This window comes from Actinomadura rugatobispora, from assembly GCF_055379765.1.
This window is the reverse complement of record NZ_AP029191.1, coordinates 5,410,547-5,434,169: the sequence shown is the minus strand read 5'-3', so window position 1 is coordinate 5,434,169 and position 23,623 is coordinate 5,410,547. Positions and strand designations below refer to the sequence as shown.

Sequence of the window (23,623 nt, the reverse complement as noted above, 5' to 3'; positions counted from 1 at the left end):
TGACGGCAACCCTGACGGCAACGTCCTCAGCCGAGCGCATCCCCCAGCATCCGAAGAGCCACCCGCTTGTCGTCCAGCGAGGTGTGAGCGTAGATCGTCATGGTCACCTCAATGTCACTGTGACCAACGATCTCCCGGACGACGTTCGGCGCGATGCCCAGGTGCAGCAGCAGCGAGACGCAGGTGTGCCGCATGTCGTGAAACCGGACCCCGTCCAGCCCGGCCGCAGCGCGGACGCGCCCCCAGCTTCGGCGAAGGTTGTCCGGCTCCATGGGCGTCCCCCGCCGGGACGGGAAGACCAACCCGTGATCTTCCCAGTCGTCCCAGGCGTCGGCCCGTTCGGTTGCCTGCCGCACCTTGTGCTCGCACAGGGCCGTGATGCAGTTCGGAGGCAGCGGGATGGTCCGCTCCGAGTCGTCGGTCTTGGGGCGGACGAAGCGCAGCGCTCCCCTGACCCGTTGGAGCGTCTGTACGACTTCCAGCGTGGCGCTCTCCACCCCGCTACCGGCGCAGGTCTGGCACTCCTCACCGTCGATCTCCCCGCCTTCCCCAGCACAAGCGCGGCATCCGACGAGGGTGACGTCCTCCCAGCGCAGGCCGAGCAGTTCCCCGCGCCGCAGGCCGAGGCATAGCGCCAGGACGTACAGCGCGCTGAGCCGTTCGCCGGCGGCGGCCTTGAGGACGTCGCGCGCCTGGTCGACCGTGAGTCCCCGATTGACCTTGTACTTGGGCGTCGTGACCTTGACCAGCTTGGCCACGTTGCGCGGGATGACCTCCTCCCGGACGGCCGATTCCAGGGCGTTCCGCAGTACGGCATGGATCGACTGGACCATACGAACCGAGGGGTGAGATTCGCAGCACTCCCCACCCTTGAGAGCGCAGCAGCGCGGTACGTCGCGCGCAGCGTCCACCCCGTGCTTGCAGCAGAGGCACTGTGCCCGCACGCGGTTGATGAAGGACCGCACATCCCGCACGGCGAGCTTGCCGAGGCGCTTCTTACCCAGCTCAGGAACCAGGTAGAGCCGGATCACGCTCTCGTACCCCTGGACAGTCCTGGGCTTGCGTTCCGGCTGGACGACGTGTTCCAGCCAGTACGTGAGGTACTGCGCCACTGTCCAACTCTCGGCCGCTACGGGGATGCCCTGGTCAGCCTGTTCCAGGACCTTGGTCAGCTTCCGCCGTACCTCGTCACGCGTCCGGCCGTAGAGACGCACCCGCTTGAAGGTTCCGGCGGTCGTCGGTACGAAGGCCGCTCCCTCGTATCGCCCGTCCTTCCGCTGGTAGATCGTCCCTTCCCCATTGGCACGCTTGCGCGAACGACCCTTGCGAGGCTTAAAGACCGGCGTCTCTTCCGGTTCATCCGGAACGGCGAGCAGGGTGGTGACGGCCATCAGGCAGCGACCTCCGTGAGCTGGTCGAGGTATTCAGCGAGAGCGTTGGCGGGGACGAGACGACGGCGACCGATCTTGATCGTCCGGAGCTGGTTGGAGCGGATGAGGTTGTAGAGGGTCCAGCGGCTGACGCGGAGCCGTTCGGCGGCTTCGTCGACGGTGAGGACCAGTTCGGTCAAGCTGTGCTCCCTTGTGCGGTGGCGGTGATGTTGAGCGGCGGTAGAGGTCTGCCGGTGAGTGCGGCGGTGAGGAGTACTTCGCCGGGGGTGAGGCCCTGGCCGAGGTAGCGCCAATGTGCGACAACGAGGACCTGGTCCTCGTCGGTGAGCGGCAACCGCCCCGTGGTGATTTCGTGTTGCTGCTGGTTGTGGGCGATCCGGGCCTCACGGAGGGCGCCGAGGGTGGTGGAGTAGGCGCGGGATTTGGTGGAGAAGTGGCCGCGGAAGCCGAGCATGTGTGCCCAGTCGGTCAGCCGTAGTTCGGCGAACTCGTCGAGGGCGCCCAGGCGGAGGCATTCGGCGATCAGCCGCCGGGCATGGCCCGTAACCGGCAACTCGTCGAGGTCATCGGTCGCCCGAACCCGCCGGTCAAGGGTGCCGACGCATTCGGCCGCCTTGGTGGCGTACTTGGCGATGTAGCCGGCCACCACCCGATCGGTGAGGTCTCCGGACGTGGTGATGGGGCGGATGTAGAGTTGTGTCCCCCACTCGTGCGTCTGGGCGGGGACGCCGTTGACCGCCGGGGAGGAGACCGCGACCGCCCCACGCGCATGCGTGACCGCAGCGGCCAGCACGTCATGTGTCGCCCAGGCGGGTGGGGCAGCATCGGGTCCGCCGGGTCCGCCGGGTCCGTCGAGGCGGATGACGGCGTGGAAGTGGACCAGGCCGCGCCGCTGGTATTCGGCGACCTTGGCGAAGGAGACGGTCAGTGCCTCGCGCAGTTCACCGATGCGCAGCCCGCCGGCTTTGGCGAGGTGGCGGCGCACGGCGAGGGTGAAGCGGCGCCACAGTTCGGGTGCGTGGGCGTTCCAGAGAACGGCGCCGGTGTAGTCGAAGCAGTCGGGGCAAAGCGGTTGCCCCAGCCGAGGGTCATCGGGGCTGTGTCGGACGGCGCACGACACCGGCCGACCGTGCGGACACGTCCCGCCGTTGCGTCGAGGACGACACGGCGCCGCCTTCCTGCCCTGCTCGCGGCGGGAGTGCACGGGTCCGAAGGACGGCGCGGTGAGGGTGACGAACGCCGCCGGATGAGAGGTGACCGAGACCGGTACGCCCTTCCCACCGATCAGCCCCGCCCGCACCAGTTGATAGGTGTCGGCGCGGTAGGTCTCGGCACACGCCGGGCATCGGGAGGCGCGGCGTGTCTTGCACGCCACCCGCAGCACGCCGCCCGGTTCGCGGGCCGTGGAGTAGCGGTGCAGGACTTCACCGGTCATCGGGTCGATGTGCTCGACGCGGCCCCGCAGGTGAACGGGTTGGGCGCACCCGCCGGTGGAGCGTGCTCGCTTGGCCCAGCGGGCGAAGTCGGGCCGGTTGTAGCGAGTAGCCATGTCGCGGGCGGCGACGCCGGTGATGTGGGGTGTGGTGACGGCCGGGGCGGCGTCGGGCACGATGGGCGGGTCTCCCGTTCGTCGTTGAGGCGGGCGAGGGGCGTGGCCCCCGGCGCGGTGTGCTTGCTTGGCGGCTGTGCTGCCGCGCCGGGGGCGTGGTCAGAGGGCGGTCACGAAGGCCGAGAGCGCATCGGCGAGCGCGGCCATGGCGCTGAAGACGGCGGTGAGTGAGTCGGCGGCGGTGGTCGGGTGCCGGAGTACGTACAGGGCCAGGACGATCCAGAGGGCGGCGAAGCCGCAGCGGCGCAGGAACATGGGCGGTTGTCCTTTCAGCAGTTGCCGAAGCCGTTGCAGTCGGGGCAGGTCTCGCCTTCGGAGGCGATGCCGCGTCCGCCGCAGGTGCCGCAGGCCCAGCGCCGCACGCACACCACCACGGGCGGGGAGTCCTCACGCTGGGGGTCGTCCGGGATGTGGTCGTCCATCAGGCGGCCTGCTCGCCATCGGCCGACTCGTCGGCGCCACCCGGGGCCCCGTTGGTGGTCTCGTCGGTGGGCGGGTCGAGGACGATGTTGCGTGCGTAGCTCCACCGGGCTTCGTGGAGTTCCTGGGCGCGCGGGGGGATGTGGACGGCCTGGTAGGTGATGCGGCCGAAGGAGCGGCTGGCCCGGTAGTGTCCGCCGCGGTCGGTGTCGTCGCAGACCTGGACGTCCAGGAGTGCGGCGACGTCGTCGATCAGGGCGCGGCCGTCCGCGTCGGTGTCGGTGCGGGTGTAGACCGCGTAGAACTCACCGAGCGAGGTCACCGGCACGGCCGGGTTGTCCTCTATGAAGTCGGCCAGGGCGCGCAGGCCGGTGATGGTCTGGTGGCGGGCGAACAGGTCACCGGGAACGATCGGGCGGGTCGGGTCGGTGGGGGCGGTCATGGTGGTCTCCCTCAATCGGTCAGGCGTGTTCGGTGCGGAGCTGGCGGAGGAGGTCGGAGGCGAGTTGGTTGGACACCCCCAGCCGGGCACGTAGCGCGTCACGGGTGATCGGGCGCCCGTGCGCGGTGTGGTGTTCGGCGGCGCACACGGCGGGCGAAGTCGACCAGCGGCGCCGGAGACGAGGACGAGGAGGTGTCGCCCTCGTCGGTGGGGACGGGAATCGTGGTCTGTCCGTCCTGGTCGCCCTCCTCGCCAGGACGAGCAGAGACATCGGCGGCCAACTCGGGACGGTTCTCGTCCTGGGGCAGGGGTGCCGGGGACGGGTCGGGACGGCCGAAGGACGGCGGCGCCGTCATCACCGCTGCGGCAGTCGAATGCGACTGTTCGTCGCCCTGGCCGGTCGCCCCGGTGGTACGGCGTTCGAGCATGGAGACCGCGACGAGGAAGGCGCCGGCGGGCGTCGCAGCGGTGATCCAGCCCCACGGGGACGGGTCGGCCTGCGCCAGGTTCGCGGCCAGGGACAGCAGGATGCCGCCGACCAGGACCACCGTCGGCCACGACAGCCGCCCGGTGTGCCGGTCGGTGCGCTTGTCGCGCTGCCGCTCACGGGCCGCCATCACGCACGTCAGATCGATGCACACCGCGATGGCCCAGGCCATCCAACCGCCCTGGCCATGTTCGGTGGCGGTGTCGCGGATGTGGGTGAACGACCCCGCCGCAGCGATCCCCGCCAGGATCAGGACGGGCCCGGAGTCGGCGACGGCGCCCAGGAGGCGGGTCATGCCGCCCGCCGGACGGTGATCTCGGCCAGCAGCGCGACCAGTTCAAGGTCACAGCGGTGCGTGTCGGCCCACTGGTCGACCTCGTCGGCGCGGGACGAGGCGAAGGAGTCGGCGCACATCTCGCACCGGGCGAGGTGCAGGGAGCGGAAGGCGTCCCAGCCCACGGCGACCGGCGGGACGGCGGGGGACGCCCAGGACGACCGGGGACGGGTTGCCGGGACGGGCAGGGACGCGGGGACGGGACGGGGACGAAGGGCGATCACTTGGGCAGCCATGGCTACTACCTCCGAGAGTGCGGTTTCGGGCATGGGTCGGGTAGGGACGTGGCGTGATCAGGGCTCACACCCAGCCGCAGGGAGGGGAGAAGCGGGGGTTACGCGGCCTCAGGCAGAGGCGGGCGCGTGGTGGGGACAGAGCCGATGACGATGTCCCAGGCAGGGGTCAGGTGGGCGTGGTCGCGGGCGGCCTGCTCTGCCGTCTCCTCGGAGAGGTAGACCGACCGGGCACGGTGCCAGGAACCGTCCTGACCGGCGACGACGGCCACGCCGGGAGTCTCGGCGGGGATGGCGCGAGCGGCGTCCAGGGCAGCGGGATCCATGTCGCCGAGCGTCATGTTCGCCGTCTCGGGGTCGTTGCCCCGGTGGCAGACCCGCCCGGACAACTGGGAGCGCAGCGCGGTGACGCCAGGCCCGAGGTCGGACCCGATCCGCTGGCCGCACACGATCAGGTGGACAGCGAACGCCCGGCCGAGCTGAGCCACCCGCAGTAGCGCTGTACCGGTCTTGGCCACCTCGTCCTTCTCGGCCTTGTCGGCCATGAGGAACAGTTCGGCGACCTCGTCGATCAGCACCACGATCGGCACCGGCCGCAGGCTCTCCGGCAGCCGCCACACGTTCCGGGCACCGTGCCGACGGCACACGGCCATGCGGGCCTCTACCTCGCCCACCAGGTCATCCAGTAGCCCCACACACTCCTTACGGGTCGTGGCCAGCGCCGACAGGCGGGGCGCGTAGGGGGTGAACTCCACACCGCCCTTAAGGTCGAACCCGACCAGCGCCACGGGCTGTGGCGCCAGGCCCGCGATGATCGCGTTCGCCAGGTTCGACTTGCCTGATTGGGTGGCGCCCGCGTTGAGCCAGTGCGGGACGGTGCGCAGGTCCATGACCCAGTCCTGGCCGTTCTCCAGCTTGCCCGGCCGCACCCGCAGCAGTTCACCTGTCGCCGGGGTCACGGTCACCTCGGTGAGCGGGTCGCGCATGGTTGCCCACAGCGTCACCAGACCCGGCCGCACGTCCACCACCCGCACCGAGTGCACCCGCCACGCGTGCGCGATCCCCTCCGCCGCACGCTCGTAGTCGGCCGGGACCTGGCCATCGTGCAGCCGCAGGCGAACTCGCCACCCTTGAGCGGTCGGCCGCAGCAGCCCCAGCCGCGGAGCGCGTTCGACGTCGACACGGCGCATGCGCCGCTTGTGCTCGACGATCCCGGCCGCGCCGCGTACCACCAGGCCCGCCGCGGGGACGGCGTCCAGGGTGAGGCGCCAGCGCTGGCGGTGCCGGGTCAGCTTGCAGCCGGAGGCGATGTGATGCCAGGTCAGGTAGACCAGCACCGCCCGCGCCGGGAACGCCACGCCGTACCAGAACGAGGCCGGGTGCCAGCGGCGCCAGGCCCAGAGCCCGGCCGCCGCAGCGGCCAGGACCCCGAGCACCATCAGCGAATCATTCACCGTCATTCCCCCGGCTCAAGCGGCGTCCGCAGTGGCGGGCGAGGGCACGGCCGCGGGGACGATGCGGTCGGCGCGGTAGGCGATGCCCCACCGCTTCTCACCGTTGCGGACCTGCTCCCACGGGAAGGCCACCAGGCCCACCGGGGAGACGATCTGGCCGAGGGTGACCTCCTGGTCGCCGGAAACCGAGATGTTCAGCAGTTCGACCCGGCCCATCGGGTCGGCCGCCGACAGACCCACGGTGAACACCGTCCGCCCGCTGCGGTCCACCTTCACCTCGCCCGTGTCCTGGTCCACCAGCTTCGGACGCGGCGGCGACACACACACGAATGTGAGAGCCGAGATGTCTACAGGGATGTTGCGCACGCGGATCCTCCTGCGGTCCGTCCTGTGAAGTACTTAGACAACATAGTCGACATAGACGGCCAAGCTGTCAAGGCAGCCTTGGCTTTCTTGGTCGGTCGGACTGTGCTGAACTGGAGTCCACAGCCATGAGGGAAGGCGGACGATGGTCAAGAGGACGGGACGCCCCGGATACCTCCAGATCGCCGATGACCTGCGAGCACAGGTCGCCGACGGTCGACTCAATCCGGGGGACGCGTTGCCGTCGACCGCGCAGCTTCGCGAGCAGTACGACGTGTCCGCCGGTGTCGTGAAGGCCGCCATCAGCGTGTTGCGCACCGAAGGCTTGGTCGTCGGCCAGCAGGGCAAGGGCGTGTTCATCCAGGACCGGGACTCAGTCGAGTCGCCGGCCCCGCCCGCCGAAGACGGCGCGCTCATGGAGCAGCTCGCCGAGGTGCTGGGCGCCGTCCGGGATCTGGGCGAACGGGTCGCCCGGCTTGAGGAGAGCGTGTTCGCAGAGCCACCGCAAGCTCGTCGACCCGGCAAGTGAGGTCGTCCAGTTCCGCGAGAATCTGCGCCAGCAGTTCCCCAGGGGTCTGCCTCCGCTCACCCTCCGCCGTCACTCAGAACCGCCCCCTGTCATGCTGCGTTCTCTCGTTTGTCGGCACACTGAGATTTCAACGCAGGAGGCGAAGGAAACCCATCACTTATCAATCATCAGAAGCTTTCACAACGGTTTATACATCCGCTTTCACACCTCCCATGTAGACCGCGAAGCCCGCAGAACGCGGCATTATCTACAGTGAACGGAAAGGCCGATACGCATGACCGCAACCAAGCAGCGTCCCGGTTGGCAGCCCGGCAGGCTTCGTGAGCGACGCGAGGCGCACGGTTTGAGCTTGGAAGCCGCCGGCGACAAGTTGCGCCAGGTCGCCGACCGGGCAGAACTCCGCGTTGCGGCCAACTTCCAAACCCTGTGGGGGCACGAGAGCGGGAGTGTCTACCCAGGGCCGCACTACCGGCGCGCGTACTGCTTGATGCACCAGTCCACAGAGCCCGACCTGGGCTTTCGCCTCCCCCTCCCCGGCGAGGAGGTAGCCCTAGACGCCGTCCTGCCGCTCCCCACGCCCGGCACCAGCCCGGCCGTGACCGAAGAGGCCGCCACCACGATCTCTCGCGGACTGGACAAGGTCACCGACGCCACCCAGGACCGGGACGCCGCCGCCGGGACGGTCCTCAAGAACCGCGTGGTCAACGCGTGGCGAGGTCGAGCACTGTCGGACGGGATCAACAAGCCCGTTCTGGTCCTGGTCGGCGGCTACGCCGGATCGGGCAAGACCGAGTTCGCTCGATTCCTAGGCGATGTATCGGGATGGGCGTTCCTGGACAAGGACTCTCTGACCAGGCGACTCGTCGAACGCCTCTTGACCGCCATGGGCGGCGACGCCCACGACCGGCATAGCGACCTCTACCTCAAAGAGATCAGGCCGCTTGAGTACAAATGCCTGATGGACACCGCGAACGACAACATCGATTGCGGCATTTCCACGATCCTCGCGGCGCCGTTCATCTCAGAACTGAACGACGAAGCTTGGATGAACCGCCTCACCAACCGGTGCAGGGCCAAGGGCGTAGAGGTCGCCGCGATCTGGGTCCGCTGTGACATCGACTCCATGCGCGAGTACATCGAGTTCCGCGACGCTCCCCGCGATGAGTGGAAGCTCACCCACTGGGACGACTACATCCAGGGCATCAACACCGAGGCCAGCCCGCCGGGCGTTCACCTCACCATCGACAACCGCCAGGGCGCAGCCATCAGCATCGCCGACCAGACGCGGGACGCCATCCGTAAGATCCTGGGGTGACCAAGCGAGGCGTGATCCTGTACGGCCCGCCCACCAGCGGCAAGGACACCATCACCGCCGAACTGACCGACCAGGATGACCGGTTCGCGCTGTTGCCCAAGCTGAAGGCCGGAACGGGCCGTACGACGGGCTACCGCCAGATCTCGGCCGACGTCCTTGTAGCGCTTCGCCAGGCCGGGCGCCTGGTCGTCGAGACCGAGCGCTACGGCAACCGCTACGCCGTCGACCGCCACGACATCGACGAACTCACCGAGACGGGCCACGTTCCGGTCGTGCACATCGGCAACCTGGCCGACCTGGCCGAGCTGCGCACCGCCGTCCCACTGGACTGGACGACCGTATGCCTCTGGATACCTCGCGAGGTCTGCGCCGAACGCTCCCACCAACGAGGCGACGTCGACACGCCCGCACGGCTACGGGCATGGGACGAGACCGACGCAGACCTACAACGAAGCCAAACCCAGGAAGGCGTGTCGCCGTTCACCCTGGTCATTCACACAGACCAAGCCGAGCCAGCCGACACGGCCCGCCGCATCATTGAAGCCGTCAAGCCATGACCGGTCACTGCAACGGCCACGGCCAGAACCACGGCTCCCTGATCGCCGCGGCAAGTTCCTGGGGCGTGATCGCCTCCACCAGCCGCGGGGAATCCGCCACCTGAACCAATGCCCAGAACATCCGGGTATGCAGCCCGAACCACAGCAGCACCCCCGGAAACTGCTCGCGCAGTTCCTCCACAGCAAGAGCCGCCGGCGACCCACCCGACCGTGCATCAGCACTCACGACGCACCCCAGCGACCGCCCGTGGTGATACCCCACACGCCCAGCAGCGCCGTGACCGAGTCGGCCGCTCGCCAAGGTTGGGTGCACTGCCCCAGCCATGCGCCCGTACTCGACTGGAACCACCACAGCCCAGGCCCCCGGACGACCAGGATGCTGTCACCCACCACCGGAGCGTTCTTCGAGAACACATGCAGTACCGGCGGCTCCTGGCCGTAACGCCGTTCCGTCGCCCAGCCCTGACGCCGCAGTTCCCGCGCGAGCCGATCCAGTCGACGGCACGCCCAACGCCGCTTCCAGCGATCGGTGAAGGACGGCGCGGCCGATGCATCCGGGGAGATATCCACCGACCGCGCCGCCTTCTCATCCCCCCACGGGGCCGCCCCCTCCGAAGCGGCCCCATCCGGTGATGGCATCGACGGCCCCTCACCATCCATCACCGGGCCCGAGAGCGCTTCTTGACCTGCGCCCGTTGCCCCTCCAGCGCCCCGCGCAGCGCCTCAGGATTGTCGCGGATCACCGTCGCGTCGACGCCCTCCGCAGGGTCGTGCAGAGTCGCGACCCAGTCGCCGAGTCGGCCGTCATAGCGAATCGAGCGCCAGATGCGATGACCAGGGAAGTCCGCGCGAAGCCGGACAAGGGTCGGATCCTCGACATTTCTTGATGTTCCTGTCATGGGAGACCTCGTGTTCATGCACGAATCCAGCCATTAACGACCGGACCCGTTCGCAGGAATGGGGTCGATCCAACTTCCCGCGTGCACTCGTTCACCAAAGGCGTCTGACAGGGGGCCAGCAGGGGGCCAAACTGGAACGAGGGAGGTTGCCGCAGATGACGACCGAGCGACGCAGAGAATTCGGCCGCTACCTCGCACGCCTACGCGGAACCAGAAGCCAGCGCGCCCAAGCCGCCCTCTTGTGCGAGCTGGCAGGAACCGGAACGCTCACCCGTAATGAGGTCTCACGCTACGAACGAGGTGAGCGCATCCCCGACGACTGGTTGCCCTACATCGCCCAGGCGCACAACGTGCCGCTCGCCGTCCTGGAACGCATGGCAGCCCACGCCCGCGGCACCGAACCAGCGCCCACCGGCTACCCGTTCGACCTGTCCGCGTTCTTCCCCCACGCCGACGCGCTCAAGTCCCGCATCGCCAACGCTTGGCACGGCCGCGCGGTAGCCAATGCCGGCGGCGGGCCCGCCCTGGTCCTGGTCGGCGGCTACGCCGGATCGGGCAAGACCGAGTTCGCCCGGTTCCTGTCCAGCCTCACCGGATGGGCGTTCCTGGACAAGGACGCCCTCACCCGTCGCATGACCGAACGACTCCTCGCGTCCCTGGCCGCCGACCCCCACGACCGCCACACCGACCTCTACAAGGCCGAGGTACGCCCCCACGAGTACCGAGTCCTGATGAACAGCGCCTACGCCAACATCGACACCGGAGTCTCCATCATCCTCGCCGCCCCGTTCATCACCGAACTGAACACCGCTGGCTGGCTGCCCCGCCTCACCCACCGATGCCAGGCCCGAGGCGTCGAGGTCGCCGCCATCTGGGTACACAGCGATCTGGACACCATGCACGAGTACATCGAGGTCCGAGACGCACCACGCGACCACTGGAAGCTCAACCACTGGGACGAGTACACCAGCGGCATCAACACCGATGAGCCCCCGCCGGGCGTCCACCACACCATCGACAACCGCCTAGGCGCGGCCACCAGCCTCGCCGACCAAACCCGCGAAACCCTCCGCAAACTCATGGCATGAGCTGTGAGTCCGCCCGAGCGACATCACGCAGACGAGTCCGGAGGACTCCACTCCATCGTGCGCTCATATCGAGTCAGCGCGTCGCGCAGCTCGGCCAAGAGCGTCTCCTGCGCCGCATCCTCTTCCGATCGAAACGCCTCCAACCGAGCTTGCCGCTCAAGTCCACTCGGAAGAGTCGTGATCTCCATACGGGCATCGATAAAGCCCAAGGCCTCGTACCGAGCCCAACCCTCCTCGATCGCCAAGCAGCACATCACGCGCTCCTCCATGACCGCCACGAACTCATGCACCGGCAGATGAGGCTTGCCAACTTCCAAAGTCCACAGGTTCGACCGAGCGCAGGCAGCGATCAGCAGGCCAGCAGTCTCGACCAGTCGAAACCCGCACCCCTCTGCGGTGACGATCGCAAGAGCCACCTCCATAATCGGCGATCTCTCCGGCATGCCTACCTCCACAGTCCAAACCGTGCCCAAGACAGTGCACCACCGACCCGACCAGGCCAGACAGCCCGGATGAGAACTTTCTCTACGTCTTCAAGGGCGCCGCTACGCGTCGCCGACGGCCGCCCGCCCCGGCGCGCCGGGCGTGCGGCCTGTCCCGTCCGGTCCCGCCGCGCCGCGCCGCCCGTCCGCCAAAGATCAAGATGCAGCCCACTGTTTCGATCGGTCGCGTACGGCCTCCGACCTTAGCCCAGCAGTGGGTCAGAAGTATGGATAGCCCTGTGATGCTATGCGCAGATGAGGAACTGCGGTAACTTCAACTCATGGCAAAGGTCCCTGGACTTGAAACGAGATGGCCCTACGGCGAGGCGTCATTTCCCCATGAGGATATTTTCTTTCCACTTTACAATTCTGCCACTTATCATGCACGGTCGGCGCTGGATCTTTTCGCCAGAGGAAGAGCCGAGGAGCAACTTATTGCAGCAATAAATGTCGGGTGTGCGGTCGAGTTGCTGGCTAAAGGGTACATCGTATCAATCGAACCCGCTCTGCTGACTGATCGTGCTGACCGAGACTCCATACTCCACCTATCAGGGAAAAGTCATCGTGCCTCTACCTCTCCAAGCCACACTAAGACGCGGGGCGCAAAGGAGGTTCTGCTCCTGGCGAAGCACTTCTACCCATCGCTCCGATTCAATCCGCAGGGAGCAGATGAGCAGGTACTCCAAGTTAGAAATGCCTCCGTGCACATGGGCATTGTGGACCAGAGAGAGCTTAAGTCCGCAGTGATGGTCATGGTCCGAATAGTCGAGGACCTAATCGCAGCTATCGAAAAAGCGGACCGCGTCAAGTTCTGGGCCGAAGATAGAATACCTCTAGTTGACCAATTTTTGGACGAATCCCTTTCCGATTTGCGTCGTACTGTGGCGGCAAAGGTTGCTGCCGCTAAAAGACAGATAGCACTATTGACTCGCGACCTCCCTGCGGACGCAGCGCGTATAGTTCTGGCATCCTTGTCGGGCAGAGAAGCGAGAACCTTGATTGATCGCGAGCTGCCGCACCAATGTCCAGTCTGCAGTCAAATGGGGTGGCTTGTTTGCAGTGTAGAGCGATCAGATGTTGAGACGGACTACGACGAGAGCGGCATGTTTTACATCGTCCACCAGACGGCTTATCCGCATGTCTTTGAATGTCCGGTTTGTAATCTCACGCTAGAAGATCGTGAACTGGATGAGTTTGAATTTCCCAGGGAGATAACATTGGAGCCGGACACCGAACCCTACAAAGCATTTCGTGAATCGGATGAAGATTTGTATCGGCATCCCTAAGCAGAGGAGGGCTGTGGTCTCGCCGTTCGCACGGGTGAGTTCTCCGGAGCGAGGGGTATCCGTGCCTGGAGGTTGAATTTTAGCGACGCCACAGGGTGTTCATGCAGGTCAGTGGATGAAACGGGCTGGTCTGACTGGACCGATAGCCAAGCTGAAGGCGCCATGAGACCAGGTTCTGATCAGGTGGCCTGCGTGCGAAGCCTACAAGCGGCGCCAACGTCTGCCGGGCTGTTCTATCTAAAACGGCGGATCGTCTGAAAAACTGCCGCTTCCCGTCGCCCAAGGGTCCGTATTTGGTGGTAGCTGGGGTAGGTGCTTCATGATCTCATTGAGGACTCGGTCAACGTTCTTCACGCTACGGCGTGCCCGATCATATAGTGCTTCGAGGTCGCTATTCCACTCCATTTCCCATTCGCCATTGTCGTTTTCATATGTTCCTGATTTCAAAGAGTCGACAAGCGCTCCCTCCTCGTCGAGGATTTCGAGCGAATATGGGTACCTACCGTCATCGTCGTCGGATGCGATTACTACTGTTGCTCCTCCGAGAGTGCTGTGAAATGCGTTCGGTCGATCCGACTCATGCCATTCAACGTTGGAGTCACTCTGCTCGGTGGCCAGCAGCAATCGTTTTACCAGCTCATGGAGTCGGGCCTGTCCGTAGGTTGTCACACCAAACCCCTTCCCGGTTGTAAGCCTTCTAATTCGAACTCTGGTCGCCCGAGCCAACTTGCCTTGCCCCAAAGGGGGTAGCCGTCGAAGTTATTTGAGAAGCCAGCATTGATGTTTCAAGGCAAACTTTTTCGATTGCCTTTCGCACCCTCTTGGTGGCGTTCGGCAGATCAACATTTTCTTTTCCAACGAGATTTGTTTTTGCTAGGGCAGCAAGATTGATTGATTCTTGCGCTAGCGCGTCCAGAGCGGAGCTCTGCGCATGATCGCTTGCAAGAATTCCACGCAAGGAAGAGGCGGCTTCTCGCCACTCTCGCAAGAGTCGCCGCATCTCCTCAACATTTTTTCGTATAGCAGCGTTCTCGATGTCATGCTCAAGGCGTGACAACTTCGGAACCATCAGTAGTAGATTATAGACTCCAATTCGTTGCGTAGCATCATCAACCGCTTTCTTTGTGGCAGTTACAATCCGTCCCATCCGCCAAATCTGCCACATGGCTACGGCTAGTCCGGCAATACTGAGAACGTCCCCGACGCTCATTCACTGATCACCATATTGCACGCCCCACAATCGTCACGTGTATGTGAATTTGGTGACAGAATGCAGCATTGTATCCCAAGTTGGGTCATCGGTGCGGCATCATCGAACATTCCGGTCTCTGTCCCGTAATGGGGTCGCCCGCTGGTCGGCCCTACGATCGCCACGACGTGGCTGAGGTCAGTGCATGGTTGGGGGCGATCGCTGCCGCGGGGCTTCCGGTGCTCGGGCCGTGGCCGGCCTGCGCTCCGGGTCCCCTTGCCCTCGGATGATCGGGTGCTGTGGGGCAGGGTTGCTAACGCGGGTGCTAACGGCGGGGCTGGATGACCCTGGACGAGTGTGGACTGGGGGGCCCGCCGGGCAGGTCAGGGGACGAGCGTGGACGTCTGTGGATCTTGCTCGTCAGACTCGTAATGAATCGCTCGGCACTCAGTCTCGTCGGCCGATCTCGGCGCAGGTCTTCGGGACGTCGCGTCCGAGACCAGGGCGAACGCTTAACCCTCCTCGGGAAAGAAGTCCGGGTCGTGCTCGTCAGGGGTAGCCGGTGCGTACTGCCGCAACTCACCGTCCCTCCGCATCCACCCCCTGAAGAACGACTCCTCCTGGTCCATCACGAAGACTTGCAGCGCGTTGGGGCACCGTCAGGGCATCTGCGCGATGTGATCCAGGACTGCGTTCAGGTCGGTATGGTTGAGCGCTTCGGCCCACGCCTCACACTCCGGATATTTCCATCCACCCTTGCCGAGTCCTGGCCGGTGGTCTCGCAGAGAAAGCCCACACCGCGTTCCGGCGTATCCCACCGCAGCGGATGTAGGTTCCCCAGCAGGCTGAATATCGCACGTTCGCTGAGCAAGCAGTCCGCAGGTCATGGACACGGATGCGCTGTTGATCAATCCGTCGGCCTTGACCACTCTTTGTGAGGTGGCTGAAGCGAGCGCTGGCGGCTATTGCTCGCTGAACAGCGATCAGGGCTGGCGGCGTCCTCAAGAGGCGACGGACCATCGGCTCGTTCGACGCCGAGGATCATGCCGAGTCCGGTCAGCGCATTGTCGGCGAGGAGTGATGGGTTCGCCTCGAACCTTTGAAGCATCTTCGCAACCTGCTCGGGCGGCAACTCTGACAGCGCGTGCTCCAGCTCTTGGAACCCCTCGTCTGCTCGAATGTCGGCAGCAGCCACCAAACGCATCTGCTCCTCAGCGAAGCGTTGCGCTGCCAACGCCATGAGGTAGCGAGCCTGTGCCTCGGAACTGGTCATGTTCATCTTGACCTCAGTGAGGGCGGCCATGTCCTGGGGGGGTTCAACGATCCTCGCCTCAATCACGGCGCTGTTCTTCTCAGCTCGGTGCTGACGGAGGAGTGCTCGAAGTTCGCGCCTGCGTTCTGCTCGCGCCCGGATGGCAGGGCGTAGCTTCTCGCTCCAGAACCGCATGACGTGGGGCGTGCTGTACTCGATCGCAACGATCAATAGCTCGCGTACGACCTTCTGAACCAACTCGTCCCGTTCCTCCTGCTCCTTCGAGCGGCGAGGTGGCTCGGGTTCCTCGCGAACGTGGACTGGCTCTGAGTCGTAGGCAGACGACTCCTCGTTCTCCTCGATGTAACTGAGAGTGACCTGGTCAAGCTCCGCGTCTACCTCGCTGCGAGTGAGTGGACTGAACTCTCCTGGCTTCTTTCGTGAGTTCGAGTAGTGAGAGTCCTTCCGGCGCGTTACATACATCTTCTCCGTGACGTACTCATCATTGTCGTTCTCCTGCGCCATGAAGCAGAGCCTACGCTCGCGCCCCGACATATCCGGTCGGGTCAGCAGAGGTTGACCTTGCGGCACACGTCGCGACGTGGGTAACGCGGTGAAGGGCTAGTACTCCAGCTGTAGATCGCGATCTTGCTGGTTAAGGGCGTTTGGAAGCAGGACGGCCACCGCGTGATCATCGTTGTTTGTGAGGACAAACGAAAACCGGGCGGTGGCCGCTGGCCACAGCGTAGACCCTGGCCGCTGGCAGAGCATGTTCGATGACCTGATGGGCCATCTGGCCTGCCGATTCACCCGGGTGGAGCCACGACGCACGGCCCGGGCGATGCTGCTGGGGCTGCTGGCCGAGCTGCCGCGCAAGAACTGCTGGACGCTGGCTGAGCACGCCGGTCACGCCACCCCGGACGCGATGCAGCATCTGCTGTCGCGGGCGAGTTGGGATGCCGACGCCGTACGCGATGATCTGCGCCGGTACGTGACCGCCCGCCTCGCCGGCGCCGGGGCGGTGCTGGTGGTGGACGAGACCGGCGACCTGAAGAAGGGCACCCGCACGGCCGGGGTGCAACGCCAGTACACCGGCACCGCCGGCCGCATCGAGAACAGCCAGGTCGCGGTGTTCCTGGCCTACGCGGCCGACGCCGGGCACGCCTTCATCGACCGGGAGCTGTATCTGCCCCACGTCTGGGCCGGCGACGACCAGCGACGCCATGACGCCCGAGTGCCCGCCGACCGAGCCTTCGCCACCAAGGGCGAGCTGGCCCGCCGCATGATCGCCCGCGCGCTGGACGCCGGAACGCAGGCCGAGTGGGTGGCCGCCGACGAGGTCTACGGCCAGTACCCTGCCCTGCGCCGTGAGCTGGAGGAACGCGGCGTGGGATATGTGCTGGCGGTGGCGGCCTCCCACCGGGTCGCCCTGCCCATCGGCGCCCGCCGTGCCGACCAGGTGGCCGCCGCCCTTCCCCAGCGGGCCTGGCAGCGGCTGTCGGCCGGGGCAGGCGCCAAGGGCCATCGTCTTTATGACTGGGCGCTGGTCGACACCGACCGGCGGACCGACCGGCCGGGATGCCGGTGGCTGCTGATCCGGCGCAACCGCCGCACACGGGAACTGGCGTTCTACCGCTGCTACGCGCCCGGCCCGGTGCCGGTCGCGGCGCTGGTGAAGGTTGCCGGACGGCGCTGGACCATCGAGGAGGCGTTCCAGGCCGGCAAGGGCCTGTGCGGTCTGGACCAGCACCAGGTCCGCACCTGGAGATCCTGGTACCGGTGGACCACCCTCGCCATGCTCGCGCACGCCTTCCTGGCCGCCGTGACCACAGCCGAACGCGCCCGCCTCGGCGACCAACCCGACCTGGCCCCGATCACTTTGGCCGAGGTTCAGCGGCTACTGACCCGCATGACCTCACGCACGGCCCCTGATCCCGCGCACTGCCTGCACTGGTCGCACTGGCGGCGACGCCACCAAGCCCGCGCCCGCACCTGCCACTACCAGCGACAATCCACCCGGAAACGATAAAGATCACCTTCTACGGCTGGAGTACTAGGAGTGCCGATAGCTCGGGACGAAGAGGTGGCGCGTACCCGGACTGAAGTGTTGGGCGAGAGTGAAGCGGGGGTCTCGCGACCCCCAGCCCCCGCGGGCCGGAGCGCACACCCGCGCGAAGCGGTCTGTCACAGCGTCTCGTCGTTCGCGCGGGCGCGCCCTCCGGGACGGTCGGCGTGCTAACGGGGTGCTAACAACGGGGTTGGATCGGGCTGGACGGTGGTGGATGTGCGGGAAGGGCGTGGCCAGGTCAAGGGACGGATGTGGACGATCCTGGACTGTGTTGATCTTGCTACGGATCATATGACGCCTACTGCCCACTTCCTCATGTCGCCAGCAGAAGCCGGGGACGGCCACTCAACGTGATCACGAAGCTCGTATCCCTGGTCCGACTGGCATCATGTGCCCCGCGGCTCTGGCGTTGGCTGGGTATGCCACCAGGTCAAACCGCAATCGAGGCATCCATGGTCACCGCTCTGGGCGCCATCGAAGTCCATTCGTTCCTTAGCCGTCCTTGGGTGTTCGCATCGAGGTGAGCCAGCGTCCTTCCATCGCTGCTCGATCGCTTTCAGTTCGCTGAGGTAGACCATGCTTCCCTCCGATGTGGGTTTCATCTGCGGAATCAGGACGCTTAGCGGGATGCGTTGGTTGGCTAGCGGGCCCGTGCCTCCACGCTGGTTGAGAAAGCGGAGTGTGCCGAATACGGGCCCAAGTTCGGTATCCGATCGGCGTAAGCTCAGGTCGGAGGAGTTGGGTGGGTGGACTGTGGATCCGCTGAACTGCTGGTCCGAGCCGATCGGCTCTGTGCTGTCCTTCTTTGCCGGCCAAGGTTCGTCAGGGCCGCAGAGTAGGTTCGGGGGACCTGCTGTTGGAGAGGGCCTGTGCTGATGAGTGTTGTCGACCGTGCAGAGCTGGTTTCGGTGCTCGTGAAGGCTTTGCGGGCCGAGCAGTGTGAGCCCTTGCGGCTGGAGTACGGTCCCCAGGTCGACTACGACCTCCTGGTCGAGGCCATGCGCGAAGCCATGGACGCTGTCGGCCTTCACCAGGGCATCAGGACACGCTGGGATCCCACGAATCCAGCGTCGAGCACGTACATGGAGATTGACGTGCGCGGCCAGACTGTGGTCTCTGTTCAGGTGCGCGAGCTTGGGCGGCCACCGATCCCCAGGAAGGTCATCCGTGCCTACGAGCAGGCACACGGCATGTCCGACTCTGACTGAGAGACCAGCCCGCTCCCATGCGTTGCTGGTCAGCATGGAAGTACAGCAACGGCCCTTGACGACAGCTCACGCAGGCTCACGGCGGCACACGTTGCGAGCTGGACGGGGCCGTAGCGGGGCTGGAATGCCGGTGGTTCGCATCCAGGTGGTCACCGACACCGGGCCGAGCAGCGCAACCGGCGCGCCTGACGGCGGAAACACTGAGGTAGAGCCAGTGAGGGTGACGGCAACCCTGACGGCAACGTCGGCCACCAACCCCATCTATCGGCACACGTCTACCACCGTCTGACCTCGGTGGACGGGACGGCGGCAGGGTGGTTGCCACTTCTGAAAAGCGGAAGGTCGGCGGTTCGACCCCGCCCCTGCCCACCACCCTTGACCAGCGAAAACGCCCCGGAGCCAAACGGCCCGGGGCGTTTTTGACGACAGCGCTGACGACAACGACCTCAGCCGAGCGCATCCCCCAGCTTCCGAAGCGCCGCCCGCTTCTCGTCGAGGGCCGCGTGAGCGTAGATCGTCATCGTCACCTCGATATCGCTGTGCCCGACGATCTCCCGGACCACGTGCGGCGGGACGCCCAGGTCCAGGAGCAGCGAGACGCACGTGTGCCGCATGTCGTGGAGCCGCATCTCCCCAAGGCCAGCCGCCGCACGGATTCGTCCCCAGCTTCGCCGGAGGTTGTCAGGCTCCATAGGCGTCCCGAGGCGGGATGGGAACACAAGCCCGTGATCCTGCCAGTTCGGCCAGGCGCCCGCCCGTTCGGCATCCTGCCTCACCCTGTGCTCGCACAGCGCCGTGACGCAAAGGTCCGGCAGCGGGATGGTCCGAGTCGAGTCATCGGTCTTGGGCGGGACGAAGCGGAGTTCGCCGGCCACCCGCTGGAGCGTCTGGACCACTTCGAGCTTGGCGTCTTGGATGCCGGTTTCCGCACAGTGCGGGCACGCCTCACCGTCCAGGGTGCCGCCCTCTCCCCCGCAGACCCGGCAGGGCGTGAGCGTGATGTCCTCCCAGCGCAGCCCGAGCAGTTCCCCACGCCGCAGGCCCAGGCACAGCGCTAGGACGTACAGCGCGTAAAGCCGCTCGCTGTGTGCCGCCTTGAGGACGGCCCGCGCCTCGTCGACCGCCCAGCCCCGATTCACCTTGTACTTGGGCGTGGTCACCGTGACGAGCCGGGCGACGTTCCGCGTAAGGACCTCCTCCCGGACGGCCGCCTGTAGCGCGTTCCGCAGCACGGCTAGAACGAACTGGACCATGCGCACCGAGAGCCGGGACTCGCAGCACTCCCCACCCTTGAGAGCGCAGCACCGCGGCTTGTCGCGCTGCGCGTCCCATCCGTGTCGGCAGCACTGGCACGCCTGGCGGACGTTGGTGATGAAGACCCGCACATCACGCGCCGTGAGCTTGCCGAGCCGCTTCTTACCCGGCCCAGGCACAAGGTGGAGGCGGACAACGCTCTCGTAGCCCTGGACGGTCTTGGGCCGCCGCTCCACCCGCACGACGTGCTCCAACCAGTACGCGAGGTATTGCTCAACAGTCCAGCTCACCGAGGCGACCGGGATACCGTCGTCAGCCTGCGCCTTGAGCTTGACGTACTTGGCGTGGCACTCGTCGCGGGTCCGGCCGTAGACACTCACGCGCTTGATGGTCCCGGCCGTGGTGGGCATGAAGACCTTGGCCTCATACCGACCGTCCTTGCGCTGGACGATCGTCCCCTCACCGTTGGCCCGTCGACGAGCCCGAGCCTTACGCACCTTGCGGCGTTCCGGCTCCTCAGGTGTAGCAAGCGCGGTCTTGATCATCAGGCAGCCTCCTCGGCAAGCAGGTCCAGGCATTCGGCGAGAGCGTTGGCGGGGACGAGACGGCGACGGCCGATCTTGACGGTCCGGAGTTGGTTGGAGCGGATGAGGTTGTAGAGGGTCCAGCGGCTGACGCGGAGCCGTTCGGCGGCTTCATCGACGGTGAGGACCAGTTCGGTCAAGCTGCGCTCCCTTGGGCGGTGACGGTGGGACTGAGCGGCGGCAGAGGTCTCCCGGTAAGCGCGGCGGTGAGAAGTGCTTCGCCGGGGGTGAGCCCTTGGCCGAGGTAGCGCCAGTGCGCGATGACGAGGACCTGGTCCTCGTCGGTGAGCGGCAGCCGCCCCGTGGTGATCTCGTGTTGTTGCTGGTTGTGGGCGATGCGCGCCTCACGGAGGGCGCCGAGGGTGGTGGAGTAGGCGCGGCTCTTGGTGGAGAAGTGGCCGCGGAAGCCGAGCATGTGTGCCCAGTCGGTCAGCCGCAGTTCGGCGAAGTCGTCGAGGGCACCCAGGCGGAGGCATTCGGCGATGAGTCGCCGGGCATGGCCGGTGACCGGCAACTCGCCAAGGTCATCGGTAGCCCGAATCCGCCGGTCAAGGGTGCCGACGCACTCCGCCGCCTTGGTCGCGTACTTGGCGATGTAGCCCGCCACCGCCCGATCGGTGAGGTCTCCGGACGTGGTGATGGGGCGAATGTCGAGCTGTGTCCCCCCACTCGTGTCTCTGAGCCGGAACGCCGTTGACGGCCGGGGAGATGGCGGCGACGGCGCCGCGCGCATGCGTGACCGCGCCACCGGCGTATCGATCATCCTGGCCGGCCCCGTTCGTCACCGAGCTGAACACTGCCGGCTGGTTGCCCCGCCTCACCCACCGCTGCCAGGCCCGAGGCGTTGAGGTCGCCGCCATCTGGGTCCATAGCGATCTCGACACCATGCACGAGTACATCGAGGTCCGAGACGCCCCGCGCGATCACTGGAAGCTGTCCCACTGGGACGAGTACACCAGCACCCTCAACACCGACGAGCCGCCGCCGGGCGTTCACCACACCATTGACAACCGTCTAGGCGCAGCCACCAGCCTCGCCGACCAAACCCGCGAAACCCTCCGCAAACTCATGGCCTGATCCCTGGGGCATGGCCGCCGGTCTTGAGACCATCGACGCGTGAGCGGAACGCCTTCACGAGCAAATCAGCTGGCTGGCTATCGGCGAGTCCTGGAAGCAAGGGGACGCCACACTCCACCCGAACGGCTCCACGAACTGGCAGAAGACCCGCTTCCCGCCGTACGAATCGCGATCGCAAAGAACCCGCAGACACCGCCCCAGGTCCTACGACGCCTTGCCGACGACGAACACCCAACCGTTGCGTGGAACGCGCTGCTACGCCCTCAGATGCCCGAGACCGGCCTACGCCGACTCGCGGAACTGGAATCCCGAAACCACGGCCGACGAAACCTCGCACTCCGCGAAGCCATCGCCCACCATCCCAACGCCCCCGAGCCACTACGCACCGAGCTGACCAGCACGGGAACCTGCCGCGACGCGATCACCTGCGCCACCATGAGGGCAGCCCTCAGCAGAGCAGCCAACCCCGGATGAGACCTCCGATGTTGTTGGGACGTCAAGCCGCTTCCACCATCTCGGCTGACGTGGGCTGCTGAGATGATCCCCATATCCACCGCGGCAAGGAGAGCATGTGGCCGAACTCAAGGTGACTTATGACCAGCAGGGCAACGCCGCCTACATCTACTTCGAGGACCCTGCCCAAGCCGGAGCGCCGGGGTCGGCGGTGAAGACTTACCCGTGTGATCCCATCGCCGTCGACGGCATGATCAACCTCGACTTCGACGAGGAGGGGCGCGTCATTGGCATCGAGATCCTTGGCGCCCGCTCCAAACTGCCGCCGTACCTGCTCGGCACCGCCGAACGCCTGGATCCCTGACCAGCGAAGCCACTCGGATGAGACCTCCGATGGCGCTAAGGCGTCGAGCGGCTGCGGAAAGTGGCGGGGGGGGGGAATGCCTTGAGTGGGTCGTAGGTCTGGCGTGTTTGGAGGCAGTGGTGGAGCTGTCCGAGCATGCGGTTGAACAGGTGCCGTAGTGCGGCGGGGTGCTTGTCGCCGTGGTCGCGTCGTTGCTGGTAGTGGGTGCGCGCGGGCCCGGTTTTGGAGGACGCGCAGAACGCCCATACGGACCCTGTTGCAGCCAGCTGGTTGTTCTTGACCGAGCGACGGGTGATGGAGACGCTGCGCCCGGGGGCGCGGGTGATGGGTGCCGATCCGGCGTAGGCCTACAGCGCGCGGGCGTGTCGGTGAACCAGGCCCGGTCGTCGCCGATCTCGGCCAGCAACCGGGCCCCGAGCTCGTCGCCCAGGCCGGGGAAGCTGGTGATGATCTGGTAATCGGGGTGCTGGGCGAATGCCTCGGCGACCGCCTGGCCGAGCCGGTCGACGTTGTCGCGTTCGGCGTCCAGGACGGCCAGCAGCGCGCGGGCCTGCTCGCCCATCGCCTGTTCGACCAGGGGCGGCTGGTGTAGTTGCGGCTGCCGCAGGGCCTGCTGAATCCGTCGGGCCAGCTGGTCGATCCCGCGCTGCCGACCTGCCCGGCGCAATGCCGCGGTGATGCGGGTTCGCGGCAGATCGGCGGCCGCCGTCGGCGTGAGCGCGATGCCGAGCACCGCGCGAGCGTCGCGGCCGGCCAGGTTGGTGGTGCGGTCAGCGAAGGCGGCCAGGAAGGACGGGAAGTACTCGCGCAGCAGCGAGCGCAGCGCGTTGGAGGCACGGGTGCGGCGCCGGATGGCGTCCTGGTGGGCGCGGGCCAGCACGGCGATGGCGCGGGCCAGGTCGGTGTCGGTCGGCAGCGGCCGGTGAGCGTGGGCGTCGGTGCGCAGGATCCCTGCCAGCGTCATCGCGTCGACGTGGTCGGACTTCTTGCGGGCGACCGAATGGCGCTCCCGATAGCGGGCCACCGCCATCGGGTTGATGGCGAAGACCTGCCGGCCACTGCCGCGCAACGCGGCCACCAGCAGCCCGCGCAGCGTTCGATCGCCACCGGCGATCGGATCGTCGGGGTCATCGCCGACGTCGGCGAGCAACTGCAGCAGCTCCTCGAACCCCTCGACGGTGTCGCTGATCCGGCGTTTGGCCATCAACTGGCCGGCCTCGTCGACCAGGGCGACGTCGTGGTGATCCTCGGCCGAGTCGATCCCGCAGAACGTTCTCACCCGGAA

29 protein-coding genes and 2 pseudogenes are annotated in these 23,623 nt (G+C 66.3%); 10 read left to right on the top strand and 21 right to left on the bottom strand.

All coding sequences use genetic code 11. From position 1 onward, the window contains the following. Nucleotides 1-26 precede the first annotated feature (26 nt). The 10 genes and pseudogenes from ACZ466_RS24180 to ACZ466_RS24135 all read right to left on the bottom strand — a co-directional run bounded on the left by ACZ466_RS24180 (nt 27) and on the right by ACZ466_RS24135 (nt 6,736). Nucleotides 27-1,391: a tyrosine-type recombinase/integrase gene (locus ACZ466_RS24180; RefSeq protein WP_378284000.1), complete on the bottom strand. Its 1,365-nt coding sequence runs from the start codon at nt 1,389-1,391 to the stop codon at nt 27-29. Next, on the bottom strand, nt 1,391-1,570 hold the full coding sequence (locus ACZ466_RS24175; protein WP_378283998.1) for a helix-turn-helix domain-containing protein: 180 nt from the start codon (nt 1,568-1,570) through the stop codon (nt 1,391-1,393). The genes ACZ466_RS24180 and ACZ466_RS24175 overlap by 1 nt, the downstream gene beginning before the upstream one ends. Further along, nucleotides 1,567-3,000: a replication initiator gene (locus tag ACZ466_RS24170; protein ID WP_378283997.1), complete on the bottom strand. Its 1,434-nt coding sequence runs from the start codon at nt 2,998-3,000 to the stop codon at nt 1,567-1,569. The genes ACZ466_RS24175 and ACZ466_RS24170 overlap by 4 nt, the downstream gene beginning before the upstream one ends. A gap of 99 nt (nt 3,001-3,099) precedes the next feature. Continuing rightward, nucleotides 3,100-3,255 carry a hypothetical protein gene (locus ACZ466_RS24165; protein ID WP_378283996.1) on the bottom strand — a complete coding sequence of 52 codons (156 nt, stop codon included), beginning with the start codon at nt 3,253-3,255 and terminating at the stop codon, nt 3,100-3,102. 14 nt (nt 3,256-3,269) lie between these two features. After that, nucleotides 3,270-3,422 carry a hypothetical protein gene (locus tag ACZ466_RS24160; RefSeq protein ID WP_378283995.1) on the bottom strand — a complete coding sequence of 51 codons (153 nt, stop codon included), beginning with the start codon at nt 3,420-3,422 and terminating at the stop codon, nt 3,270-3,272. Further along, entirely contained in the window at nt 3,422-3,862 is a 441-nt protein-coding gene (locus ACZ466_RS24155) for a hypothetical protein (protein ID WP_378283994.1), read from the bottom strand. Before ACZ466_RS24155 ends, ACZ466_RS24160 begins: the two co-directional genes overlap by 1 nt. A 19-nt stretch (nt 3,863-3,881) precedes the next feature. Next, a pseudogene (locus ACZ466_RS24150) lies at nt 3,882-4,644 on the bottom strand (DUF2637 domain-containing protein). After that, the gene (locus tag ACZ466_RS24145) at nt 4,641-4,919 is read right to left on the bottom strand and encodes a hypothetical protein (RefSeq protein WP_378283993.1); all 279 of its coding nucleotides are present in this window, start codon (nt 4,917-4,919) and stop codon (nt 4,641-4,643) included. Before ACZ466_RS24145 ends, ACZ466_RS24150 begins: the two are co-directional and overlap by 4 nt. Before the next feature lie 98 nt (nt 4,920-5,017). Next, on the bottom strand, nt 5,018-6,376 hold the full coding sequence (locus ACZ466_RS24140) for an FtsK/SpoIIIE domain-containing protein (RefSeq protein ID WP_378283992.1): 1,359 nt from the start codon (nt 6,374-6,376) through the stop codon (nt 5,018-5,020). 9 nt (nt 6,377-6,385) lie between these two features. Further along, nucleotides 6,386-6,736, bottom strand: a complete 351-nt coding sequence (locus ACZ466_RS24135; RefSeq protein WP_464043948.1) for an SCO3933 family regulatory protein — start codon at nt 6,734-6,736, stop codon at nt 6,386-6,388. Between the two features lie 142 nt (nt 6,737-6,878). Here ACZ466_RS24135 and ACZ466_RS24130 point away from each other — a divergent pair, with 142 nt between their 5' ends. The 3 genes from ACZ466_RS24130 (at nt 6,879) to ACZ466_RS24120 (ending at nt 9,134) form a co-directional block, all read left to right on the top strand. Then, nucleotides 6,879-7,262 (top strand): winged helix-turn-helix domain-containing protein, encoded by a 384-nt coding sequence (locus tag ACZ466_RS24130; protein ID WP_464043933.1) that lies wholly within the window; start codon nt 6,879-6,881, stop codon nt 7,260-7,262. 349 nt (nt 7,263-7,611) lie between these two features. After that, nucleotides 7,612-8,577 carry a P-loop nucleotide/nucleoside kinase family protein gene (locus ACZ466_RS24125; RefSeq protein ID WP_378293544.1) on the top strand — a complete coding sequence of 322 codons (966 nt, stop codon included), beginning with the start codon at nt 7,612-7,614 and terminating at the stop codon, nt 8,575-8,577. Continuing rightward, nucleotides 8,574-9,134 carry an ATP-binding protein gene (locus tag ACZ466_RS24120; protein ID WP_464043947.1) on the top strand — a complete coding sequence of 187 codons (561 nt, stop codon included), beginning with the start codon at nt 8,574-8,576 and terminating at the stop codon, nt 9,132-9,134. The genes ACZ466_RS24125 and ACZ466_RS24120 overlap by 4 nt, the downstream gene beginning before the upstream one ends. A 4-nt stretch (nt 9,135-9,138) precedes the next feature. On the opposite strand, the gene ACZ466_RS24115 is transcribed toward ACZ466_RS24120, so the two are convergent. From ACZ466_RS24115 to ACZ466_RS24105, 3 genes are all read right to left on the bottom strand, one after another. Continuing rightward, nucleotides 9,139-9,315, bottom strand: coding sequence for a hypothetical protein (locus ACZ466_RS24115; protein WP_378293602.1), 177 nt, complete (start codon nt 9,313-9,315; stop codon nt 9,139-9,141). 41 nt (nt 9,316-9,356) lie between these two features. After that, on the bottom strand, nt 9,357-9,704 hold the full coding sequence (locus ACZ466_RS24110) for a hypothetical protein (RefSeq protein ID WP_378293604.1): 348 nt from the start codon (nt 9,702-9,704) through the stop codon (nt 9,357-9,359). 89 nt (nt 9,705-9,793) lie between these two features. After that, on the bottom strand, nt 9,794-10,033 hold the full coding sequence (locus ACZ466_RS24105; protein WP_464043946.1) for a hypothetical protein: 240 nt from the start codon (nt 10,031-10,033) through the stop codon (nt 9,794-9,796). A gap of 155 nt (nt 10,034-10,188) precedes the next feature. Between ACZ466_RS24105 and ACZ466_RS24100 the strand changes: the two genes are divergently transcribed. Beyond that, nucleotides 10,189-11,121 (top strand): AAA family ATPase, encoded by a 933-nt coding sequence (locus tag ACZ466_RS24100; RefSeq protein ID WP_378293430.1) that lies wholly within the window; start codon nt 10,189-10,191, stop codon nt 11,119-11,121. Between the two features lie 23 nt (nt 11,122-11,144). Here the strand turns inward: ACZ466_RS24100 and ACZ466_RS24095 are convergent, their stop codons facing one another. Continuing rightward, nucleotides 11,145-11,564 (bottom strand): hypothetical protein, encoded by a 420-nt coding sequence (locus tag ACZ466_RS24095; RefSeq protein WP_378293432.1) that lies wholly within the window; start codon nt 11,562-11,564, stop codon nt 11,145-11,147. Between the two features lie 320 nt (nt 11,565-11,884). Between ACZ466_RS24095 and ACZ466_RS24090 the strand changes: the two genes are divergently transcribed. Then, nucleotides 11,885-12,889, top strand: coding sequence for a hypothetical protein (locus ACZ466_RS24090; RefSeq protein WP_378293434.1), 1,005 nt, complete (start codon nt 11,885-11,887; stop codon nt 12,887-12,889). Between the two features lie 237 nt (nt 12,890-13,126). Here ACZ466_RS24090 and ACZ466_RS24085 read toward each other — a convergent pair whose 3' ends face one another. The 3 genes from ACZ466_RS24085 to ACZ466_RS24075 form a co-directional block, all read right to left on the bottom strand. Then, nucleotides 13,127-13,558: a hypothetical protein gene (locus ACZ466_RS24085; protein WP_378293436.1), complete on the bottom strand. Its 432-nt coding sequence runs from the start codon at nt 13,556-13,558 to the stop codon at nt 13,127-13,129. 28 nt (nt 13,559-13,586) lie between these two features. Then, on the bottom strand, nt 13,587-14,099 hold the full coding sequence (locus ACZ466_RS24080; protein ID WP_378293438.1) for a hypothetical protein: 513 nt from the start codon (nt 14,097-14,099) through the stop codon (nt 13,587-13,589). Nucleotides 14,100-14,985: 886 nt separating this feature from the next. Then, complete coding sequence (locus tag ACZ466_RS24075) at nt 14,986-15,855, bottom strand: hypothetical protein (RefSeq protein ID WP_378293440.1); 870 nt, start codon at nt 15,853-15,855, stop codon at nt 14,986-14,988. A gap of 259 nt (nt 15,856-16,114) precedes the next feature. Here ACZ466_RS24075 and ACZ466_RS24070 point away from each other — a divergent pair, with 259 nt between their 5' ends. Both ACZ466_RS24070 and ACZ466_RS24065 read left to right on the top strand, forming a co-directional pair. Beyond that, nucleotides 16,115-17,359, top strand: coding sequence for an IS701 family transposase (locus tag ACZ466_RS24070; RefSeq protein WP_378293571.1), 1,245 nt, complete (start codon nt 16,115-16,117; stop codon nt 17,357-17,359). A gap of 914 nt (nt 17,360-18,273) precedes the next feature. Next, nucleotides 18,274-18,606 (top strand): hypothetical protein, encoded by a 333-nt coding sequence (locus ACZ466_RS24065; RefSeq protein WP_378293023.1) that lies wholly within the window; start codon nt 18,274-18,276, stop codon nt 18,604-18,606. Nucleotides 18,607-19,052: 446 nt separating this feature from the next. Here the strand turns inward: ACZ466_RS24065 and ACZ466_RS24060 are convergent, their stop codons facing one another. From ACZ466_RS24060 to ACZ466_RS24050, 3 genes are read right to left on the bottom strand one after another with little or no spacing between them, the layout of a single operon-like run. After that, nucleotides 19,053-20,405 carry a tyrosine-type recombinase/integrase gene (locus tag ACZ466_RS24060; RefSeq protein WP_378293022.1) on the bottom strand — a complete coding sequence of 451 codons (1,353 nt, stop codon included), beginning with the start codon at nt 20,403-20,405 and terminating at the stop codon, nt 19,053-19,055. After that, the gene (locus tag ACZ466_RS24055) at nt 20,405-20,584 is read right to left on the bottom strand and encodes a helix-turn-helix domain-containing protein (protein ID WP_378293021.1); all 180 of its coding nucleotides are present in this window, start codon (nt 20,582-20,584) and stop codon (nt 20,405-20,407) included. The genes ACZ466_RS24060 and ACZ466_RS24055 overlap by 1 nt, the downstream gene beginning before the upstream one ends. After that, a complete protein-coding gene (locus ACZ466_RS24050) occupies nt 20,581-21,177 on the bottom strand; it encodes a replication initiator (RefSeq protein WP_378293024.1) in 597 nt (198 codons plus the stop codon). The genes ACZ466_RS24055 and ACZ466_RS24050 overlap by 4 nt, the downstream gene beginning before the upstream one ends. On the opposite strand from ACZ466_RS24050, the gene ACZ466_RS24045 reads away from it, so the two are divergent. The 3 genes from ACZ466_RS24045 (at nt 21,153) to ACZ466_RS24035 (ending at nt 22,338) form a co-directional block, all read left to right on the top strand. Beyond that, the gene (locus tag ACZ466_RS24045; RefSeq protein WP_378293025.1) at nt 21,153-21,521 is read left to right on the top strand and encodes a hypothetical protein; all 369 of its coding nucleotides are present in this window, start codon (nt 21,153-21,155) and stop codon (nt 21,519-21,521) included. The genes ACZ466_RS24050 and ACZ466_RS24045 overlap by 25 nt on opposite strands. A gap of 39 nt (nt 21,522-21,560) precedes the next feature. Further along, entirely contained in the window at nt 21,561-21,995 is a 435-nt protein-coding gene (locus tag ACZ466_RS24040; RefSeq protein WP_378293020.1) for a hypothetical protein, read from the top strand. 97 nt (nt 21,996-22,092) lie between these two features. After that, entirely contained in the window at nt 22,093-22,338 is a 246-nt protein-coding gene (locus ACZ466_RS24035) for a DUF2283 domain-containing protein (protein ID WP_378293019.1), read from the top strand. Nucleotides 22,339-22,373: 35 nt separating this feature from the next. Here ACZ466_RS24035 and ACZ466_RS24030 read toward each other — a convergent pair. Continuing rightward, a pseudogene (locus tag ACZ466_RS24030) lies at nt 22,374-23,617 on the bottom strand (IS110 family RNA-guided transposase). Nucleotides 23,618-23,623: the final 6 nt, after the last annotated feature.

What these genes read in the sequence shown, in the direction of transcription:
- ACZ466_RS24080 (WP_378293438.1), bottom strand. Translation starts at nt 14,099, where the DNA reads ATGAGCGTCGGGGACGTTCTCAGTATTGCCGGACTAGCCGTAGCCATG.
- ACZ466_RS24045 (WP_378293025.1), top strand. Translation starts at nt 21,153, where the DNA reads ATGGCGGCGACGGCGCCGCGCGCATGCGTGACCGCGCCACCGGCGTAT.
- ACZ466_RS24065 (WP_378293023.1), top strand. Translation starts at nt 18,274, where the DNA reads ATGAGTGTTGTCGACCGTGCAGAGCTGGTTTCGGTGCTCGTGAAGGCT.
- ACZ466_RS24060 (WP_378293022.1), bottom strand. Translation starts at nt 20,405, where the DNA reads ATGATCAAGACCGCGCTTGCTACACCTGAGGAGCCGGAACGCCGCAAG.
- ACZ466_RS24180 (WP_378284000.1), bottom strand. Translation starts at nt 1,391, where the DNA reads ATGGCCGTCACCACCCTGCTCGCCGTTCCGGATGAACCGGAAGAGACG.
- ACZ466_RS24050 (WP_378293024.1), bottom strand. Translation starts at nt 21,177, where the DNA reads ATGCGCGCGGCGCCGTCGCCGCCATCTCCCCGGCCGTCAACGGCGTTC.
- ACZ466_RS24145 (WP_378283993.1), bottom strand. Translation starts at nt 4,919, where the DNA reads ATGGCTGCCCAAGTGATCGCCCTTCGTCCCCGTCCCGTCCCCGCGTCC.
- ACZ466_RS24100 (WP_378293430.1), top strand. Translation starts at nt 10,189, where the DNA reads ATGACGACCGAGCGACGCAGAGAATTCGGCCGCTACCTCGCACGCCTA.
- ACZ466_RS24075 (WP_378293440.1), bottom strand. Translation starts at nt 15,855, where the DNA reads ATGGCGCAGGAGAACGACAATGATGAGTACGTCACGGAGAAGATGTAT.
- ACZ466_RS24095 (WP_378293432.1), bottom strand. Translation starts at nt 11,564, where the DNA reads ATGCCGGAGAGATCGCCGATTATGGAGGTGGCTCTTGCGATCGTCACC.
- ACZ466_RS24130 (WP_464043933.1), top strand. Translation starts at nt 6,879, where the DNA reads ATGGTCAAGAGGACGGGACGCCCCGGATACCTCCAGATCGCCGATGAC.
- ACZ466_RS24165 (WP_378283996.1), bottom strand. Translation starts at nt 3,255, where the DNA reads ATGTTCCTGCGCCGCTGCGGCTTCGCCGCCCTCTGGATCGTCCTGGCC.
- ACZ466_RS24090 (WP_378293434.1), top strand. Translation starts at nt 11,885, where the DNA reads ATGGCAAAGGTCCCTGGACTTGAAACGAGATGGCCCTACGGCGAGGCG.
- ACZ466_RS24155 (WP_378283994.1), bottom strand. Translation starts at nt 3,862, where the DNA reads ATGACCGCCCCCACCGACCCGACCCGCCCGATCGTTCCCGGTGACCTG.
- ACZ466_RS24070 (WP_378293571.1), top strand. Translation starts at nt 16,115, where the DNA reads ATGGGCCATCTGGCCTGCCGATTCACCCGGGTGGAGCCACGACGCACG.
- ACZ466_RS24160 (WP_378283995.1), bottom strand. Translation starts at nt 3,422, where the DNA reads ATGGACGACCACATCCCGGACGACCCCCAGCGTGAGGACTCCCCGCCC.
- ACZ466_RS24105 (WP_464043946.1), bottom strand. Translation starts at nt 10,033, where the DNA reads ATGACAGGAACATCAAGAAATGTCGAGGATCCGACCCTTGTCCGGCTT.
- ACZ466_RS24140 (WP_378283992.1), bottom strand. Translation starts at nt 6,376, where the DNA reads ATGACGGTGAATGATTCGCTGATGGTGCTCGGGGTCCTGGCCGCTGCG.